We start from the raw sequence: 14,844 nt of genomic DNA on the forward strand, positions 1-14,844 counted from the left end.
GTGTCGCGGTCTCGGCGCGCCGGTGAGTGGCCCCGGTCAGGTCTCCGGCCCGAGGTCGAGGCTGATCTCGCGCGCCTCCAACACGGTGGCATTGCGCGAGCGGGCCGCACCGCTGGCGGAGACGGCGGTCAGCACGTAGCGGCCATTGGCCGGCCGCGGCAGCTCATAACGGCCCTCGGCGTCGGTGCGGGCGGTCCTCACCGTCTCCCCGGAGGGCTTGGTCAGCACCACCAGGGCGTCGGCCAGGGGTTGGCCGGCCCGGGTGATGACGCCCGACATCAGTACCTTCTCGGCGAGCACGATGGTGACCGGGTCGCCGCCCTCCTCGAGCCACATCAGCTGCGACGCCGGCCGCCACCCCTCGGCCGTGGTGACCACCAGGTAGTCCGCCGGCCCTGGGATGGCCGCGGTGAAACGGCCGTCGGAGTCGGCCTGGCCCCAGTCGATCGCCTCGCCGTCGGCGGTCAGCACCGACACGACCGCGTTGCGGACCGGTTTGCCGGCGGCGGTCGCGACCCGGCCGTGGATGACCAGGGCGCTGCGCCGCTCGCCGGTGGCGACCGGTGGCGTGGTCTCCTCGATCAGGCCGGACAGCCGCAGCAGCGGGACCCCGATCGTCGCCGCGCACAGCGATGCCGCCGCGGCCAGCCAGAACACCAGCAGCAGCGAGGAGTGACTGGGGAAGGAGTCGCCGCCGATCGCGACCGCGCCGGAGGTGGTCACCGCGGCCATGGTGGCGCTCGAGGTCGAGGTGCCCAGCGAGCGGAGCAGCACGTTGAGCCCGTTGGCGGAGGCGGTCTCGGTGACCGGCACCGACCGGGTGATCAGGGTCGGCATCGCTCCGTAGACCAGCGCGGTGCCGATGCCTACCGCGACCGATCCGGTCACGATCTGCCAGAGCGAGTCACTGAAGAACGCCCGGCCGACGTACGACAGGGCCATGACGAAGGCGCCGGTGGTCAACGTCACCGCGGGCCCGCGGCGCCGGATGAGCCAGGCGGAGACGGGTGCCATCAGACCGAACGCCGCCGCGTTCGGAACCATCCACAGGCCGGTCTGGAGCGCGTCCAGGCCCAGGCCGAAGCCGGTCTCCTTCGGCGCCTGCAGCAGCTGGGTGGTGACCAGCATATTGGCGAACATCGCGAAGCCGACGAGCAGCGAGGCGGCGTTGGCGAGCAGAACGGGGCGACGACTCGCCACCCGCAGGTCCACCAGGGGCCTGGGCGTATGCAGCTCCAAGGGCACCCAGCACCCCAGCAGCACCAGGCCGAGAGCGGCGCAACTCAGCGTGATGGCGGAGGCCCAGCCCCACTGGGCGCCCTTGGAGAGTGCGAGCAGTACGGCGGTGAGCGCGCCGGTCAGCACCAGCGCCCCGCGGATGTCGAAGGTGCCGTGGGTGCGCACCGGGGACTCGGGCAGCACCCGCAGCACCACCGCCAGCATGACGACCCCGACCACGCCGGTCAGCCAGAAGATGGCGTGCCAGTTCAGATGCTCCGAGACGATGCCCGACAGCGGGAGGCCGCAGCCGGCGCCGATCGCCAGCGTCGCGCTCATCAGGGCGACTCCCAGCGGCAGCCGTTCGCGGGGCAGCTCGTCGCGCATGATCGCGATGCCGACCGGGATCAACGCCATCCCGACCCCCTGCAGCGCGCGAGCCGCGATGATCAGGGGCAGCAACTGGCTGACCGCGCCCAGCGCGGACCCGGCCACCGTGATCGTCAGCGCGAGCACCATCATCTTGCGCTTGCCGTACATGTCGGCGAGCCGGGAGACGGTCGGCGTCGCGATCGCACCGGTCAGCAGCGTGGCGGTCACCAGCCAGGTCACATTGTCGCCGGTGGTGTCCAGCAGCTTCGGCAGCGTGGGCAGCAGCGGCAGTAGCAGCGTCTGCTGCAGTGAAACCACGATGCCGCACAGCGCCAGCACGGCGACGACTACCGCTGGGCTGCTCCGGGGAAGGTCCTCAACCGACCGGGGTCTGTCCACCACGTGCGCAGGCTATCCTCGGAACGTCCTACTTGTTCGCCTTAGCGCTCGGCTCGCGATCGAGGCTCCTTCGTCGCCTGATCGCCTCGCCTCGCAGAAGGCGAACAAGTGAGCAGCACTCCGCTGGCGCTCCGCGCCGCTCACTTGTTCGCCTTACGCGCTCGGCTCGCGATCTTCCCGCGCTCGTTCTGGTCGAGCACGACCTTGCGGATGCGGACCATCTCCGGGGTCACCTCGACGCACTCGTCGTCGCGGCAGAACTCCAGGCACTGCTCCAGCGAGAGCCTGCGCGGCGGGATCAGCTTCTCGAAGTTGTCGGCCGTCGAGGAGCGGATGTTGGTCTGCTGCTTCTCGCGGGTGATGTTGACGTCCATGTCGTCGGCCCGGGAGTTCTCCCCGACGATCATGCCCTCGTAGACCTCGGTGGTCGGCTCCACGAAGAGGGTGCCGCGCTCCTGGATCGACGTCATCGCGTACGCCGTCGCGGCGCCCGCCCGGTCGGCGACCAGTGAACCGGTCTGCCGGTGCCGGATCTCGCCGGCCCACGGCATGTAGCCGTCGGAGATCGAGGAGGACATGCCGGTGCCGCGGGTCAGCGTCAGGAACTCGGTGCGGAAGCCGATCAGGCCGCGGGCCGGCACCACGAACTCCATCCGGACCCAGCCGGTGCCGTGGTTGGTCATGTTCTCCATGCGGCCCTTGCGGTTGGCCAGCAGCTCGGTGATGCCGCCGAGGAACTCCTCGGGCGCGTCGATGGTGAGCCGCTCGACGGGCTCGTGCAGCTTGCCGTCGACCTGCTTGGTGACCACCTGCGGCTTGCCGACGGTCAGCTCGTAGCCCTCGCGTCGCATCTGCTCGACCAGGATCGCCAGCGCCAGCTCGCCGCGGCCCTGCACCTCCCAGGCGTCAGGGCGATCGGTGGGCAGCACCCGCAGCGAGACGTTGCCGACCAGCTCGGTGTCGAGCCGGTCCTTGACCATCCGGGCGGTGACCTTGCTGCCCTTGACCTTGCCGACCAGCGGCGAGGTGTTGGTGCCGATGGTCATGGAGATGGCCGGCTCGTCGACGTGGATCAGCGGCAGCGCGACCGGGCTCTCCGGGTCGGCCAGCGTCTCGCCGATCATGATCTCGGGAATGCCCGCCACCGCGACGATGTCGCCGGCGCCGGCCTCCTCGCCGGGCTCGCGGTCGAGGCCCTTGGTGATGAGCAGCTCGGTGATCTTGACGTTCTTGACCTCGCCGTCGCGCCGCATCCAGGCGACCTGCTGGCCCTTGCGCAGCGTGCCGGCGTGGATGCGCAGCAGCGCCAGCCGGCCCAGGAACGGGGAGGCGTCGAGGTTGGTGACGTGCGCCTGCAGCGGTGCGTCCTCGGTGTAGGTCGGCGCCGGGACGGTCTCCAGGATGGTCTGGAACAGCGGCTCCAGGCTGTTGCCGTCGGGCAGCGAGCCGTTGTCGGGCTTGGTCAGCGAGGCGATGCCGGCCTTGCCCGAGGCGTAGACGACCGGGAAGTCGAGGGCGTCCTGGCTGTGGGAGTCGTCGAGCAGGTCCATGAACAGCTCGTAGGTCTCGTCGACCACCTCGTCGATGCGGGCGTCGCCGCGGTCGACCTTGTTGACCACCAGCACGACGGGCAGGTCGGCGTTGAGCGCCTTGCGCAGCACGAACCGGGTCTGCGGCAGCGGGCCCTCGGAGGCGTCGACCAGCAGCACGATGCCGTCGACCATCGACAGCCCGCGCTCGACCTCGCCGCCGAAGTCGGCGTGGCCGGGGGTGTCGATGATGTTGATCGTCATGCCCGCAGGGAAGCTCGGCCCGGTGTAGTGGATCGCGGTGTTCTTCGCGAGGATGGTGATGCCCTTCTCGCGCTCCAGATCGCCGGAGTCCATCACCCGGTCGGCCACCGACTCGACCTGGTGCTCGGTGAACGCGCCGGCCTGCTTCAGCATCGCGTCGACCAGCGTCGTCTTGCCGTGGTCGACGTGCGCGACGATCGCGACATTGCGCAGGTTGGCTGCCTTGGTTTCGGACATGCGTGAGCGACTCGACTTTCTCCAGGGATCCCCCGAATCCTATCGGCGCGGCGCCGTCAGGCTCGCATCCTCGCTCTCGGGCGGACCCGCCCCGTGAGCCGCGACGTCTCAGAACACGGGCTCAGGCCAGCGCGCGGTCAAGAGCGTCCTCGACGTGCACGGTGATGACGTCGAGGATCGGTACGTCGAGATCGGTCGGCCGGATCAGCAGCGACAGCTCGGAGGCGCCGAAGATGACGCCCTCGGCGCCGGCGTCGGTCAGCTCATCGATGATCGTCAGCACCCGCTTGCGCGAGCTCGCCGTGACGGTGCGGAAGACCAGCTCGTCGTAGACGATCGAGTCGAGGGTGTCGAGGTGGATCGGGTCGGGCAGGTTGACGTCGATCCCGGCCTCGGCGATCCGCTCGGCGAAGAAGGTGTCCTCCATGGTGAACTTCGTGCCGATGAAGCCGACGGTGCCGATGCCGGCCTGCTGGAGCCGTTGGGCCATCAGGTCCGCGAGGTGTACGACGGGGATAGACACCGCCGCGGCGACCTGGTCGTAGACCCGGTGGATGGTAGTGCTGGCCAGCAGCAGGAAGTCGGCGCCCGCCCGCTCGGCGCCCCGTGCGGCCTCGACCAGGATCGCCGCGACGGCGTCCCAGTCGTCCGCGTGCTGCAGCGCGGTCACCTCGGCGAGGTCGACCGAGACGAGCACGATCTTGGCACTGGTCAGACCGCCCAGCCGCTGCTGGACGCCCTTGTTGAGGCCCTCGTAGTAGGCCGCGCTGGACTCCCAGCTCAGCCCACCGATCAGTCCGATCGTCTGCACGCTGGCAGTCTGACATCGAGCACCGCGCAGCGGAGAATCCGCGACCGCCCGGTTAGTTTGCGTCCGGTCACCGTGGATCTGCGGTCAGTTTGCGTCTGGTCACCGTGGATCTGCGGTCAGTTTGCGTCTGGTCACCGTGGATCTGCGGTCAGTTTGCGTCTGGTCACCGTGGATTGCGGTGCACCTTGTGCTGGGCGGCCTGTGCTCGTGGCCGGACGACCACCTCGTCCAGGTTGACGTGCGCCGGCCGGGTCACCATGAATGTGATGATGTCGGCGATGTCCTCGGCGACCAGCGGCTCCGCGACTCCGGCGTAGACGGCCGCCGCCCTCTCCTCGTCCCCGTCGAAGCGCACCAGCGCGAACTCGTCGGTCCGCACCATCCCGGGCGCGATCTCCATCACCCGCACCGGCTGGTCCCACAGCTCCAGCCGCAGCGTCTCGGTCACCACCTGGGTGCCGTGCTTGGCGGCGGTGTAGCCGGCACCGCCCTCGTAGGCGATCCGGCCAGCCGTCGAGCCGACGTTGAGGATGGTGCCGGCGCCGGAGGCGATCAGCGCGGGCAGCAGCGCCTTGGTCACCTGCATCAGCCCGATGACGTTGACCTCGTACATCCGGCGCCACTGCTCGGCGTCGGCCTGGGCCACCGGCGCCGAGCCGAACGCGCCGCCGGCGTTGTTGACCAGCACGTCGAGCCTCGGCCCCACCGCCTCGGCCAGCCCGGCGACCGACTCGGCCGAGGTGACGTCGGTGGCGACCGCCGTACCCCCGATCTCCTCGGCCAGCGCCTCGATCCGGTCGGCGCGCCGAGCGGCCAGGAACACGTGGTAGCCGGCGGCGGCCAGCTGGCGGGCGGTGGCGGCCCCGATGCCGCTGGAGGACCCGGTGACGACGGCGGTCTTCATGACCACATTGTCCTCACCCCGGCCGATGGGGGAATGATGGGGTGGTCGGCGGGGTTGTCCGCTGAGGACACAACGCGGACAAGGGGGTGCGGCGTGAGTGAGCTTGCGAGGCATCGGCGGGTGGCGATGATCAGCCTGCACACCTCCCCGCTCGACCAGCCCGGCACCGGTGACGCGGGCGGCATGAACGTCTACGTCCTGGAGCTCTCCCGGCGGCTGGCCGCGCGCGGCATCGAGGTCGACATCTTCACCAGGGCCACCTCCTCGCGGCTGCCGCAGCTGGTCGAGGCCGGCGACGGCGTCACCGTCAGGCACGTCCACGCCGGTCCTTTCGAGGGGCTCACCAAGGCCGAGCTGCCCGGCCAGCTGTGCACCTTCGCGCGCGAGGTGCTGCGTGCCGAGGCGACCCGCCCGGTGGGGTGGTACGACGTCGTCCACAGTCACTACTGGCTCTCCGGCCAGGTCGGCGCGCTGGCGCGGGACAGGTGGGGGGTCCCGCTGATCCACTCCATGCACACGATGGCCAAGGTCAAGAACCTCTCGCTCGCCGAGGACGACACCCCGGAGCCGGCCGCTCGCGTCATCGGTGAGGAGCAGGTGGTCGAGGCCGCCGATGTGCTCGTCGCCAACACCGACCTGGAGGCCAAGCAGCTCGTCGAGCTCTACGACGCCGACCCCGGCCGGGTCGAGGTCATCCACCCGGGCGTCGACCTGAGCCTCTTCACGCCGTACGACGCCACCACGGCGCGCCGCGAGCTCGGACTGCCCCTCGACGCGGCGGTGCTGATGTTCGCCGGCCGGATCCAGCCGCTCAAGGCGCCCGACGTGCTGCTGCGCGCCGTCGCGGTGATGCTGCGGCGCACGCCGGCACTCCGCGACCGGCTGCTGGTGCCGATCGTGGGCGGCCCGTCCGGCACCGGCCTGGACCGGCCCGAGTCGCTGGCCGCGCTGGCCTGCCAGCTCGACATCGCCGACGTCGTCAGCTTCGTGCCGCCGGTCTCGCAGGCCGATCTCGCCCGGTGGTACTCCGCCGCGACGCTGGTCGCGGTGCCCTCCCACAACGAGTCTTTCGGGCTGGTCGCCATCGAGGCCCAGGCCTGCGGGACGCCGGTGGTCGCGGCCGCCGTCGGCGGTCTCACCACCGCCGTCCAGGACGGCGTCTCGGGCCTGCTCGTCGAGGGTCACGATCCCGAGCGCTGGGCCGACGCGCTCACCCGGGTGGTGGCCGACGACGTGCTGCGCCGGCGACTGGGGGCCGGCGCGGTGCGCCACGCCGGCGAGTTCTCCTGGGACGTCACCGCCGCCCGCACCCTGGAGCTCTACGAGCGGGCCGGCTCGATGATGCGGGAGGGCGTCGCGTGAGCACCGAGGTCGTCCGCGAGTGGCTGAGCGCCAACGAGATCGAGTTCACCCAGGCCGCCGCCGAGACCGGTGAGGTGTCGTTCTCCTTCGCGCTGCCCGGGGAGCGCAAGCTGCAGACGCCGGTGCGGGTCGACGTCGGCACCCACGCGCTCGGCGTACACGCCTTCGTCTGCCGGCGGCCCGACGAGAACCACGAGGGCGTCTACCGCTGGCTGCTCGAGCGCAACCTGAAGATGTATGCCGTCGCGTTCGCGCTCGACCACCACGGCGACATCTACCTCGACGCCCGGCTGCCGCTCTCGACCATCACCCCCGACGAGCTCGACCGGCTGCTCGGCTCGGTGCTGACCTATGCCGACGAGTCCTTCAACGTCATCCTCGAGCTCGGCTTCGCCTCCTCCATCCGCAAGGAGTGGGAGTGGCGGCTGCTGCGCGGCGAGCCCACCGCCAATCTCGAGGCGTTCCGCCACCTGGCCCCCGACCCACCGGTCGCAAACTGACGCCCAAATCCCGCTGACCGGTCGCAAACTGACAGCCAGATCGCGGTGAACGGTCGCAAACTGACCAGCACGCCGGTGTCGGCGGTTACAGGTCGAGCTTGTAGCCCAGGCCGCGAACCGTGATGAGGTACTTCGGCTCGGACGGGTCGGGCTCGAGCTTGGCCCGCAACCGCTTCACATGGACGTCGAGGGTCTTGGTGTCGCCGACGTAGTCGCTGCCCCAGACCCGGTCGATGAGCTGGCCGCGAGTCAGCACCCGGCCAGGGTTGCGCAGGAACATCTCCAGCAGCTCGAACTCCTTGAGCGGCAGCCGCTGCTCGTTGCCGTCGACCGTGACGATGTGGCGCTCCACGTCCATCCGCACCGGCCCCGCCTCCAGCGCCGCGGGGGAGAGGTCGGGCTCGCTGCCGCGGCGGAGTACGGCGCGGATGCGGGCGACCAGCTCACGCGGGCTGTAGGGCTTGGTGATGTAGTCGTCGGCGCCCAGCTCGAGGCCGACGACCTTGTCGACCTCGTCGTCCTTGGCACTGACCATGATCACCGGCACCGACGAGGTCGCGCGGATCTGTCGGCAGACCTCGGTGCCGGGGATGCCCGGCAGCATCAGGTCGAGCAGGACGATGTCGGCGCCGAAGCGGTCGAACTCCTTGAGCGCGTCATCGCCGTTCTCGGCGATGGCGACCTCGAAGCCTTCCTTGCGGAGCATGTAGGAGAGCGCCTCGCTGTAGCTCTCCTCGTCCTCGACGACGAGTACCCGGGTCACGGGCGTTCCTCCTTGGTAGTTGCTGACACCAATGGCTCGGGCGTCAGGTGTTGCGGGAGCGTGAGGGTGAAGGTGGAGCCCTGGCCCTCGACGGACCAGACTCGCACCTCGCCGCCGTGGGTGGCGGCCACGTGCTTGACGATGGACAGTCCCAGGCCGGTGCCGCCGGTGGAGCGGTGCCGAGCCGGGTCGACGCGGTAGAACCGCTCGAAGATCCGGTCGAGCTCGGCCGGGGGGATGCCGATGCCCTGGTCGACGACGGCGATCTCCACGGCGCCGGCATCGGCCTTGGCGGTGATCGAGACGCTGGAGCCGACCTCGGAGTAGTTGACCGCGTTGGCGACCAGGTTGGTCACCGCCGTCATCACCTGCTCCTCGTTGCCGAAGACCCGCAGCCCCTTGGTGCCGCCGGTGACGACCCTGATCTGCTTGCGCTGGGCGTCGATCGTCACCACGTCCACGGCGTTGTCGATGACCGCGTCGACGTCGACGGCGACCGGTGCCTCCAGCGGCTCGTCGCCTTGCAGCCGGGACAGCTCGATGATCTGCTGCACCAGCTGGGTGAGCCGGTCGGACTCGGTCAGCATCCGGTCCGCGAACCGCTTCACCGCGACCGGGTCGTCAGCCGCGTCGGCGACCGCGTCGGCGAGCACCCGGATGGCGCCGACCGGGGTCTTCAGTTCGTGGGAGACGTTGGCGACGAAATCGCGTCGTACCGCCTCGATGCGGCGCTCCCGGGTGCGGTCCTCCACCAGCGCCAGCACCAGCCGACTGCCCAGCGGCGCGATCCGCGCCGTCACATGACGCGGCGAGGCGCCGGCCCGGGCGATGACCAGCTCGGTCTCCCGGATCTGGCCGTCGCGGCGGACCTGGTGGACGAGATCCTCCAGCTCGGTCGAGACCAGCGCGGTGCCACGCACCAGCCCCATGGCGTACGCCGGCGCGCTGGCCTTCACCACCGTGTCGGCGTCGTCGACGATGACCGCCGAGCTGCGCAGCACCGACAGCACTGTCGCGACCTCCGGCGGCACGACCGGTGCCTCGGCCGGGGGCAGGTGGTGCTGCTGCCGGTCGCTGACGTGCCAGGCCAGCACCGCCGCCCCGGCGACGACAGCGCCCAGCAGCGCGGCGAGCAACACCTCCACAGACTCAAGCGTAAGGCCCCGATTCACCGGGGATTCGCCATGCGAGCAACGGGGACGTCAACGTTCACCCCTCGTTCACCCAACAGCGCCTGCCGGACAACTACCGTGCGTATGTTCGCCTCATGCGCGAAGCCTTCCACGACCAACTCGAGTCCGTCTTCTCCGACCTGGCCGATATCTGCGCCAGCGTCGAGGTAGCCGTCACGAAGGCAACCGCGGCGCTGCTGACGCCCGATGCCGCCATCGCCGAGCAGGTGATCAGCGCCGACGCGGCGATCGACGGGGCTCGGGAGAGGGTTGAGGAGAACGCCCTCGCGCTGCTCTCGCTGCAGGCGCCGGTCGCCACCGACCTGCGGGTCGTGGTCGCCGCGCTGCGGATGGTCTCCGACCTGGAGCGGATGGGCGACCTGTCCGTCCACGTCGCCAAGATCGCCCGGCTGCGTACGCCGAACAGCGCGGTGCCCGAGCCCGCCCGCCCCACCATCTCGCGGATGGCCGAGGTCGCCGAGGACATGGTCCACCGCGCCGGCGAGATCATCCGGAGCCGGGACGTCGACGCCGCCGGGTTGTTGCGCGCCGACGACGACGAGATGGACAAGCTGCGCCGCTCCAGCTTCACCGAGCTGCTCTCGAAGGACTGGGACCACGGCGTCGAGGCGGCCGTCGACATCGCGCTGCTGGGCCGCTACTACGAGCGGATCGCCGACCACGCCGTCTCGGTCGCGAACCGGGTCGTGTTCGTCGTCACCGGCGAGACCCCGGCCTCCTGACCAGTCGCAAACTGACATCGCTAGGCCGGTGAGCGGTCGCAAACTGACATCGGCTGCGAGTGACGCCTGGTCAGTTTGCGACTGCTCGGCACGTTTCGGGTGTCAGTTTGCGCCCGCTCGGCGCGCTTTGGGTGTCAGTTTGCGCCCGCTCGGCGCGCTTTGGGTGTCAGTTTGCGCCTGCTCGCGGGGTTGAGCCGGCCGGGGGTGTCAGCGGCCCTGGTTGGCGACGGCCTCGGCGGCGGCAGCAGCGGCCTGGGGGTCGAGGTACTCCCCGCCGGGGACCAGCGGCTGGAGCGACTCGTCGAGCCGGTAGACCAGCGGCTGCCCGGTGGGGATGTTGAGCGCGGCGATGTCGTCGTCGGAGATGCCGTCGAGGTGCTTGACCAGCGCCCGCAGGCTGTTGCCGTGAGCGGTGACCAAGACGGTCCTGCCCGACTGCAGGTCGGGGACAATGGCCGACTCCCAGTAGGGGACGAGCCGCTCCACGACATCCTTGAGACACTCCGTGCGCGGCACCTCGCAGCCCTCACTTCCCAGGCTCGCATACCGCACGTCGCCGACCTGTGAGAACTCGTCGTCGTCAGCGAGCGGCGGCGGGGGCACGTCGTAGGAGCGGCGCCAGAGCATGAACTGCTCCTCGCCGAACCTCTGCAGCGTCTCGGCCTTGTTCTTGCCCTGCAGGGCGCCGTAGTGCCGCTCGTTGAGCCGCCAGTCGCGCCGCACCGGGATCCAGTGGCGGTCGGCGACGTCGAGGGCGATGGCGGCGGTGTTGATCGCGCGCCGCAGCAGCGAGGTGTGTACGACGTCGGGCAGCAGGCCATGCTCCTTGAGCATCGCGCCGCCGGCCACCGCCTCCTCGCGGCCCTTCTCGGTGAGCGCGACGTCGACCCAGCCGGTGGAGAGGTTGAGCGCGTTCCACTCGCTCTCGCCGTGGCGCAGCAGCACCAGGGTGTAGCTCATCTCAGTGCTCGTCGCCGCCGACGGTGGGCAGCTCGGGGTAGTCGCAGTCCGGCGCGTCCTCCTCGGCGATGCCGGCGTATTCGTGGCAGGCGAGTACGACGATGGCGTCGACGTCGATCGAGTCGCCGGTGTCGAACGTCAGCGAGACCGGGACGCTGTCGCCGACCTTGAAGCCGCCGGTGACCGGGATCGGCCCCTCGGTGGCCAGGTTGACCATGCCGTGGCTGGGCACCTCGACGGGAGTGAGGTCGTCGACCGTGAGGTCGTCGCCCGAGAGCCCGGTCAGCTCCACGGCCGGGGTGTCGGCGTCGGTGGTGATGGTGGCGATGAACGAGCCGGTGCCGTCCTCGGGTGCGACGATCCGGGCTGCGAGGACGTGGACGTCGCCGAGGATGTGGTAGCCGCCGTTGGCAATCGTGTTGGGACGGTCGGTCGCGTAGTCGAAGCCGCACGAGCTCAGCACCGGCGCCAGCGCGACGGCGGCGGCCGCGACCGCGAGCAAACGGCGAGAAGTCGTCATCACGGCCGACAGCCTAGCGGTGCCTCGCCGGTGCTAGGCAGTCAGGCCGACCTGATGGGCGGTGACCGCCAGCGCCACGGTCACGACGGCGAGGTAGAGAAGCGTCAGCAGCAGCAGCCGGGTGGCGCCGACCACGCTGGCGGCGCGCAGGGGGAGGTAGGTCCAGCCGTCCTCGTTGTCGGCCACCAGGCCCCACAGCGCGGTCAGGAAGTGCACGCCGATGCCCAGCAGGGCGGCGAGCGCGACCACGGCCGGCTGGGGCGGGCTGCCCTCGGCCTGGCCGCCCCAGCCGCCGTAGGAGAGGAACGCGGGATAGAGCCCGAAGCTGATCGCCCAGGGCAGCCAGGACAGCAGGCCCCGCCGTACCAGTCCGGAGTCGAGGTTGCCGAGCGCCGCCACCAGCACCGAGACCAGGTAGCAGGCCCCCGCCAGCAGCCCGTTGTTGACCGTCAGCGGGATCAGCAGCAGCACCGCGCAGCAGATCGCGAACCAGAGCGTGCCGGTGTCGAGCCGGCCGGCGGCGACGGGCTTGTCGCGACCGTGAGCGCGGTCGCGGGCGACGTCGACCGCGTCGTTGAACCAGCCCAGCAGCACCTGGCCCACCAGGACGGTCACCCCCACCAGCAGCACCTCTCGCTGGGGCCTACCGGCGAGCGTGGCGGCCCCCGCAAGCGCGAGCGCGGTGAGCACCGCCTGGCGGGGATGGGCGGCGCGGACGAGCAGCACCGGGAGGGTATCGACGACGCGCCGCCACAGCCGGGCCAGCGGCCGCCGGGCCGGGTCGGCAGCCTCGGCCTCGGTCGGCTCGGTCTGCTGTTCGGTCACTCGTCGAGTATCCGTCAGACCCGACCCGGCCGTCACACGCACCGAGGATTCGGTGCCCCGGTGGGCGTGTCGTCGTACCCCGAGAAACCGGGCGCCACCACACCGACCCCATGTCTGTCAACCCTTCCCGACCGGCCGATTGCGGCTCTGACCTGCATAAACGCGGATTCCACTGTCCGGGGACCGTGCTAGACTTGGCTGTCTAGGAAGGGGTACCTGACATATGACTTTCACCGTCGGCGAGACCGTTGTTTACCCGAATCACGGGGCCGCCATCATCGAAGACATCGAGATGCGGACCATCAAGGGGGAGGAGCGGCAATACCTCGTCCTTCGGATCATCGCCCAGCAGGATCTCGTGGTGAGGGTGCCTGCCGGCAACCTCGACCTGGTCGGTGTTCGCGATGTCGTCGACCGTGACGGCCTCGACCGCGTCTTCGAGATCCTCCGTGCGGCGCACGTCGAGGAGCCGACCAACTGGTCGCGCCGCTACAAGGCCAACCTGGAGAAGCTGCACAGCGGCGACGTCAACAAGGTGGCCGAGGTGGTGCGCGACCTGTGGCGCCGCGAGCGCGACCGAGGGCTGTCCGCAGGCGAGAAGCGGATGCTCGCCAAGGCCCGCCAGATCCTCGTCTCCGAGCTCGCGCTGTGCGAGCGCACCAACGAGGACAAGGCAGAGGCTCTGCTGGACGAGGTCCTGGCCTCCTGAGGCTGATCGCGTGAGGCCCCCGGCGACCCAGCCGGGGGCCTTCGCTATTTTGGCCCGGCGATGCTCCCCGATCCGTACGACGTCCAGCTGGCCGCGCCGGTGCACGGCACCGTCGTCGAGGCCGAGCGCGGCTCGCTGCCGTTCACGCTGATCCACGGCGAGGCGCTGGTCGCCTGTGCCGCCTGGGCGCTGGGGGAGGCGGGGGTGCGGGCCGTCGACGTCGGCCGGCCGTGGCGCTGGGTCGTCGAGGAGGGCGGCCCGCTGGTGCTGCACGATGCGCTGTGCCCGATGACGCCGGCGACCTTCGTGCGCGCCTGCATCGACCGGACAGTGGCCGACGACGTTGTGGTGGTCGCGGTCAGGCCGGTGACCGACACGGTCAAGCAGGTCGCCGCGGGGCTGGTGGGGGAGACCGTCGACCGCGACGGTCTCTACGTCGTCACCTCGCCGATCGTGCTGCCCGAGGCGGTGGTGGCCGCCCTGTCCGGCCTCCCGTCGCATGACTTCGCGGTCCTCGCGGCGGCGCTGCGCGAGCGGTTCCCGGTGGTCACCCTCGAGGCGCCCGCCGAGGGCCGCCGGGTCTCCAGCCCCGACGACGTACGTCTCCTCGAGGCACTTACGACGCCGTGAGGGAAACGCTGATCAATCCCGCCTGCTGCGCGCCGCGATGCGGCACGCTGGCCGCGCCGCGGACGCTCGACAGGCGCCCAGCCTGCCTTCGCGTCCACGGCTTGCCAGCGCACTCGCCTCGCGACGGCGCCATTGATCAGCGTTTCCCTAGCAGCGTCTCCAGGATGGTCAGGTCCTCGGGATAGGTGATCTTGAGATTGAGGAGACTGCTCGGGACGGCGGCGATCCGCACGTCGCTGTAGACGCTCAGGCAGGCGGCGGTGTCGGTGCCCTCGAAGCCGTCGGCCGCCGCTCGGGCATAGGCGTCGAGCAGGTCGCCGGCCCGGAACGCCTGCGGGGTCTGCACCCCGGCCACGCCGCTGTGCGCGGCGAGGGTAGCTCGGTCGACCACGTCGCTCATCGGGACGACGGGGATGGCGCCGCCGACCTCGCGCGCGGTCCGGATGGTCTCGGTGAACAGCGCCGCCGGCGCCAGCGGCCGGGCGCCGTCGTGGATGGCGACGACGTCGATCTCGCCGGACTCCACCTCCTCGCGCAGCGCCCGCAGCGCCGCCCACTCCGAGGCGTGCCGGGTCTTGCCGCCGGTCACGACGTGCACCTCGCCGGCACCGAGCACCGGGACCACGGCCTCGGAGACCGCCGCCTCCTCGCCGGCACGGACCGCGAGCACGATCCGTCGGACGTCCTCGACCGCCATCGCCGTCCGCAGGGTGAGCCCGAGTACGGTCGTGTCGGCGACCGGCAGCAGCACCTTGTTGACCCCCGCGCCGACCCGGGAGCCGGACCCGGCAGCGAGAACGACGAGAGCGCTGGGCACGGCGTACACCTTAGAGCGCGTTTGAGAACTCGGCGTCGAGCTCGGCGTTGTCCAGCGTGCGTCATGGCAAGGCGGAGGAGGGAGCCATGCCGGAGGCATGGCGACCGAC

At 70.6% G+C, this 14,844-nt stretch carries 15 protein-coding genes; 5 read left to right on the forward strand and 10 right to left on the reverse strand.

Going from position 1 to position 14,844, the window contains the following annotated elements; genetic code table 11:
• Positions 1 to 36: 36 nt before the first annotated feature.
• The 4 genes from QM595_RS13305 to QM595_RS13320 all read right to left on the reverse strand — a co-directional run bounded on the left by QM595_RS13305 (position 37) and on the right by QM595_RS13320 (position 5,734).
• The gene (locus QM595_RS13305; protein WP_415172046.1) at positions 37 to 1,992 is read right to left on the reverse strand and encodes an MFS transporter; all 1,956 of its coding nucleotides are present in this window, start codon (positions 1,990 to 1,992) and stop codon (positions 37 to 39) included.
• A gap of 137 nt (positions 1,993 to 2,129) precedes the next feature.
• Positions 2,130 to 4,019 carry a translational GTPase TypA gene (typA, locus tag QM595_RS13310; RefSeq protein WP_415172047.1) on the reverse strand — a complete coding sequence of 630 codons (1,890 nt, stop codon included), beginning with the start codon at positions 4,017 to 4,019 and terminating at the stop codon, positions 2,130 to 2,132.
• 121 nt (positions 4,020 to 4,140) lie between these two features.
• Positions 4,141 to 4,830, reverse strand: coding sequence for an aspartate/glutamate racemase family protein (locus QM595_RS13315; RefSeq protein WP_415172048.1), 690 nt, complete (start codon positions 4,828 to 4,830; stop codon positions 4,141 to 4,143).
• A gap of 163 nt (positions 4,831 to 4,993) precedes the next feature.
• Positions 4,994 to 5,734 carry an SDR family NAD(P)-dependent oxidoreductase gene (locus tag QM595_RS13320; protein ID WP_415172049.1) on the reverse strand — a complete coding sequence of 247 codons (741 nt, stop codon included), beginning with the start codon at positions 5,732 to 5,734 and terminating at the stop codon, positions 4,994 to 4,996.
• Positions 5,735 to 5,860: 126 nt separating this feature from the next.
• Here QM595_RS13320 and mshA point away from each other — a divergent pair, with 126 nt between their 5' ends.
• Positions 5,861 to 7,096 carry a D-inositol-3-phosphate glycosyltransferase gene (gene mshA, locus QM595_RS13325; RefSeq protein WP_415172060.1) on the forward strand — a complete coding sequence of 412 codons (1,236 nt, stop codon included), beginning with the start codon at positions 5,861 to 5,863 and terminating at the stop codon, positions 7,094 to 7,096.
• Positions 7,093 to 7,596: a YbjN domain-containing protein gene (locus QM595_RS13330; protein WP_415172050.1), complete on the forward strand. Its 504-nt coding sequence runs from the start codon at positions 7,093 to 7,095 to the stop codon at positions 7,594 to 7,596. The genes mshA and QM595_RS13330 overlap by 4 nt, the downstream gene beginning before the upstream one ends.
• Positions 7,597 to 7,681: 85 nt before the next feature.
• Here QM595_RS13330 and QM595_RS13335 read toward each other — a convergent pair whose 3' ends face one another.
• Together QM595_RS13335 and QM595_RS13340 are read right to left on the reverse strand one after the other, a co-directional pair.
• Positions 7,682 to 8,359, reverse strand: a complete 678-nt coding sequence (locus tag QM595_RS13335) for a response regulator (protein ID WP_415172051.1) — start codon at positions 8,357 to 8,359, stop codon at positions 7,682 to 7,684.
• Positions 8,356 to 9,504: a sensor histidine kinase gene (locus tag QM595_RS13340; RefSeq protein ID WP_415172052.1), complete on the reverse strand. Its 1,149-nt coding sequence runs from the start codon at positions 9,502 to 9,504 to the stop codon at positions 8,356 to 8,358. The genes QM595_RS13335 and QM595_RS13340 overlap by 4 nt, the downstream gene beginning before the upstream one ends.
• A gap of 122 nt (positions 9,505 to 9,626) precedes the next feature.
• Here QM595_RS13340 and phoU point away from each other — a divergent pair, with 122 nt between their 5' ends.
• Positions 9,627 to 10,274, forward strand: a complete 648-nt coding sequence (phoU, locus tag QM595_RS13345) for a phosphate signaling complex protein PhoU (RefSeq protein WP_415172053.1) — start codon at positions 9,627 to 9,629, stop codon at positions 10,272 to 10,274.
• Positions 10,275 to 10,481: 207 nt separating this feature from the next.
• On the opposite strand, the gene QM595_RS13350 is transcribed toward phoU, so the two are convergent.
• The 3 genes from QM595_RS13350 to QM595_RS13360 are packed head-to-tail and all read right to left on the reverse strand — an operon-like array spanning position 10,482 to position 12,579.
• Positions 10,482 to 11,234, reverse strand: coding sequence for a phosphoglyceromutase (locus QM595_RS13350; RefSeq protein ID WP_415172054.1), 753 nt, complete (start codon positions 11,232 to 11,234; stop codon positions 10,482 to 10,484).
• A gap of 1 nt (position 11,235) precedes the next feature.
• Positions 11,236 to 11,757, reverse strand: coding sequence for a hypothetical protein (locus QM595_RS13355; protein WP_415172055.1), 522 nt, complete (start codon positions 11,755 to 11,757; stop codon positions 11,236 to 11,238).
• A gap of 30 nt (positions 11,758 to 11,787) precedes the next feature.
• A complete protein-coding gene (locus QM595_RS13360; RefSeq protein WP_415172056.1) occupies positions 11,788 to 12,579 on the reverse strand; it encodes a UbiA family prenyltransferase in 792 nt (263 codons plus the stop codon).
• A 223-nt stretch (positions 12,580 to 12,802) separates the two neighbouring features.
• On the opposite strand from QM595_RS13360, the gene QM595_RS13365 reads away from it, so the two are divergent.
• Entirely contained in the window at positions 12,803 to 13,288 is a 486-nt protein-coding gene (locus QM595_RS13365) for a CarD family transcriptional regulator (protein ID WP_415172057.1), read from the forward strand.
• A gap of 60 nt (positions 13,289 to 13,348) precedes the next feature.
• Positions 13,349 to 13,918, forward strand: coding sequence for a 2-C-methyl-D-erythritol 4-phosphate cytidylyltransferase (locus QM595_RS13370; protein WP_415172058.1), 570 nt, complete (start codon positions 13,349 to 13,351; stop codon positions 13,916 to 13,918).
• A gap of 136 nt (positions 13,919 to 14,054) precedes the next feature.
• Here QM595_RS13370 and QM595_RS13375 read toward each other — a convergent pair whose 3' ends face one another.
• The gene (locus QM595_RS13375; RefSeq protein WP_415172059.1) at positions 14,055 to 14,735 is read right to left on the reverse strand and encodes an IspD/TarI family cytidylyltransferase; all 681 of its coding nucleotides are present in this window, start codon (positions 14,733 to 14,735) and stop codon (positions 14,055 to 14,057) included.
• Positions 14,736 to 14,844: the final 109 nt, after the last annotated feature.

Source organism: Nocardioides sp. (assembly GCF_047607185.1).
GTDB lineage: Bacteria > Actinomycetota > Actinomycetes > Propionibacteriales > Nocardioidaceae > Nocardioides.

Bases quoted from the DNA above. Each gene is read 5' to 3' on its own strand.
- QM595_RS13370 (WP_415172058.1), top strand. From the start codon at position 13,349: ATGCTCCCCGATCCGTACGACGTCCAGCTGGCCGCGCCGGTGCACGGC.
- phoU (WP_415172053.1), top strand. From the start codon at position 9,627: ATGCGCGAAGCCTTCCACGACCAACTCGAGTCCGTCTTCTCCGACCTG.
- QM595_RS13365 (WP_415172057.1), top strand. From the start codon at position 12,803: ATGACTTTCACCGTCGGCGAGACCGTTGTTTACCCGAATCACGGGGCC.
- mshA (WP_415172060.1), top strand. From the start codon at position 5,861: ATGATCAGCCTGCACACCTCCCCGCTCGACCAGCCCGGCACCGGTGAC.
- typA (WP_415172047.1), bottom strand. From the start codon at position 4,019: ATGTCCGAAACCAAGGCAGCCAACCTGCGCAATGTCGCGATCGTCGCG.
- QM595_RS13320 (WP_415172049.1), bottom strand. From the start codon at position 5,734: ATGAAGACCGCCGTCGTCACCGGGTCCTCCAGCGGCATCGGGGCCGCC.
- QM595_RS13350 (WP_415172054.1), bottom strand. From the start codon at position 11,234: ATGAGCTACACCCTGGTGCTGCTGCGCCACGGCGAGAGCGAGTGGAAC.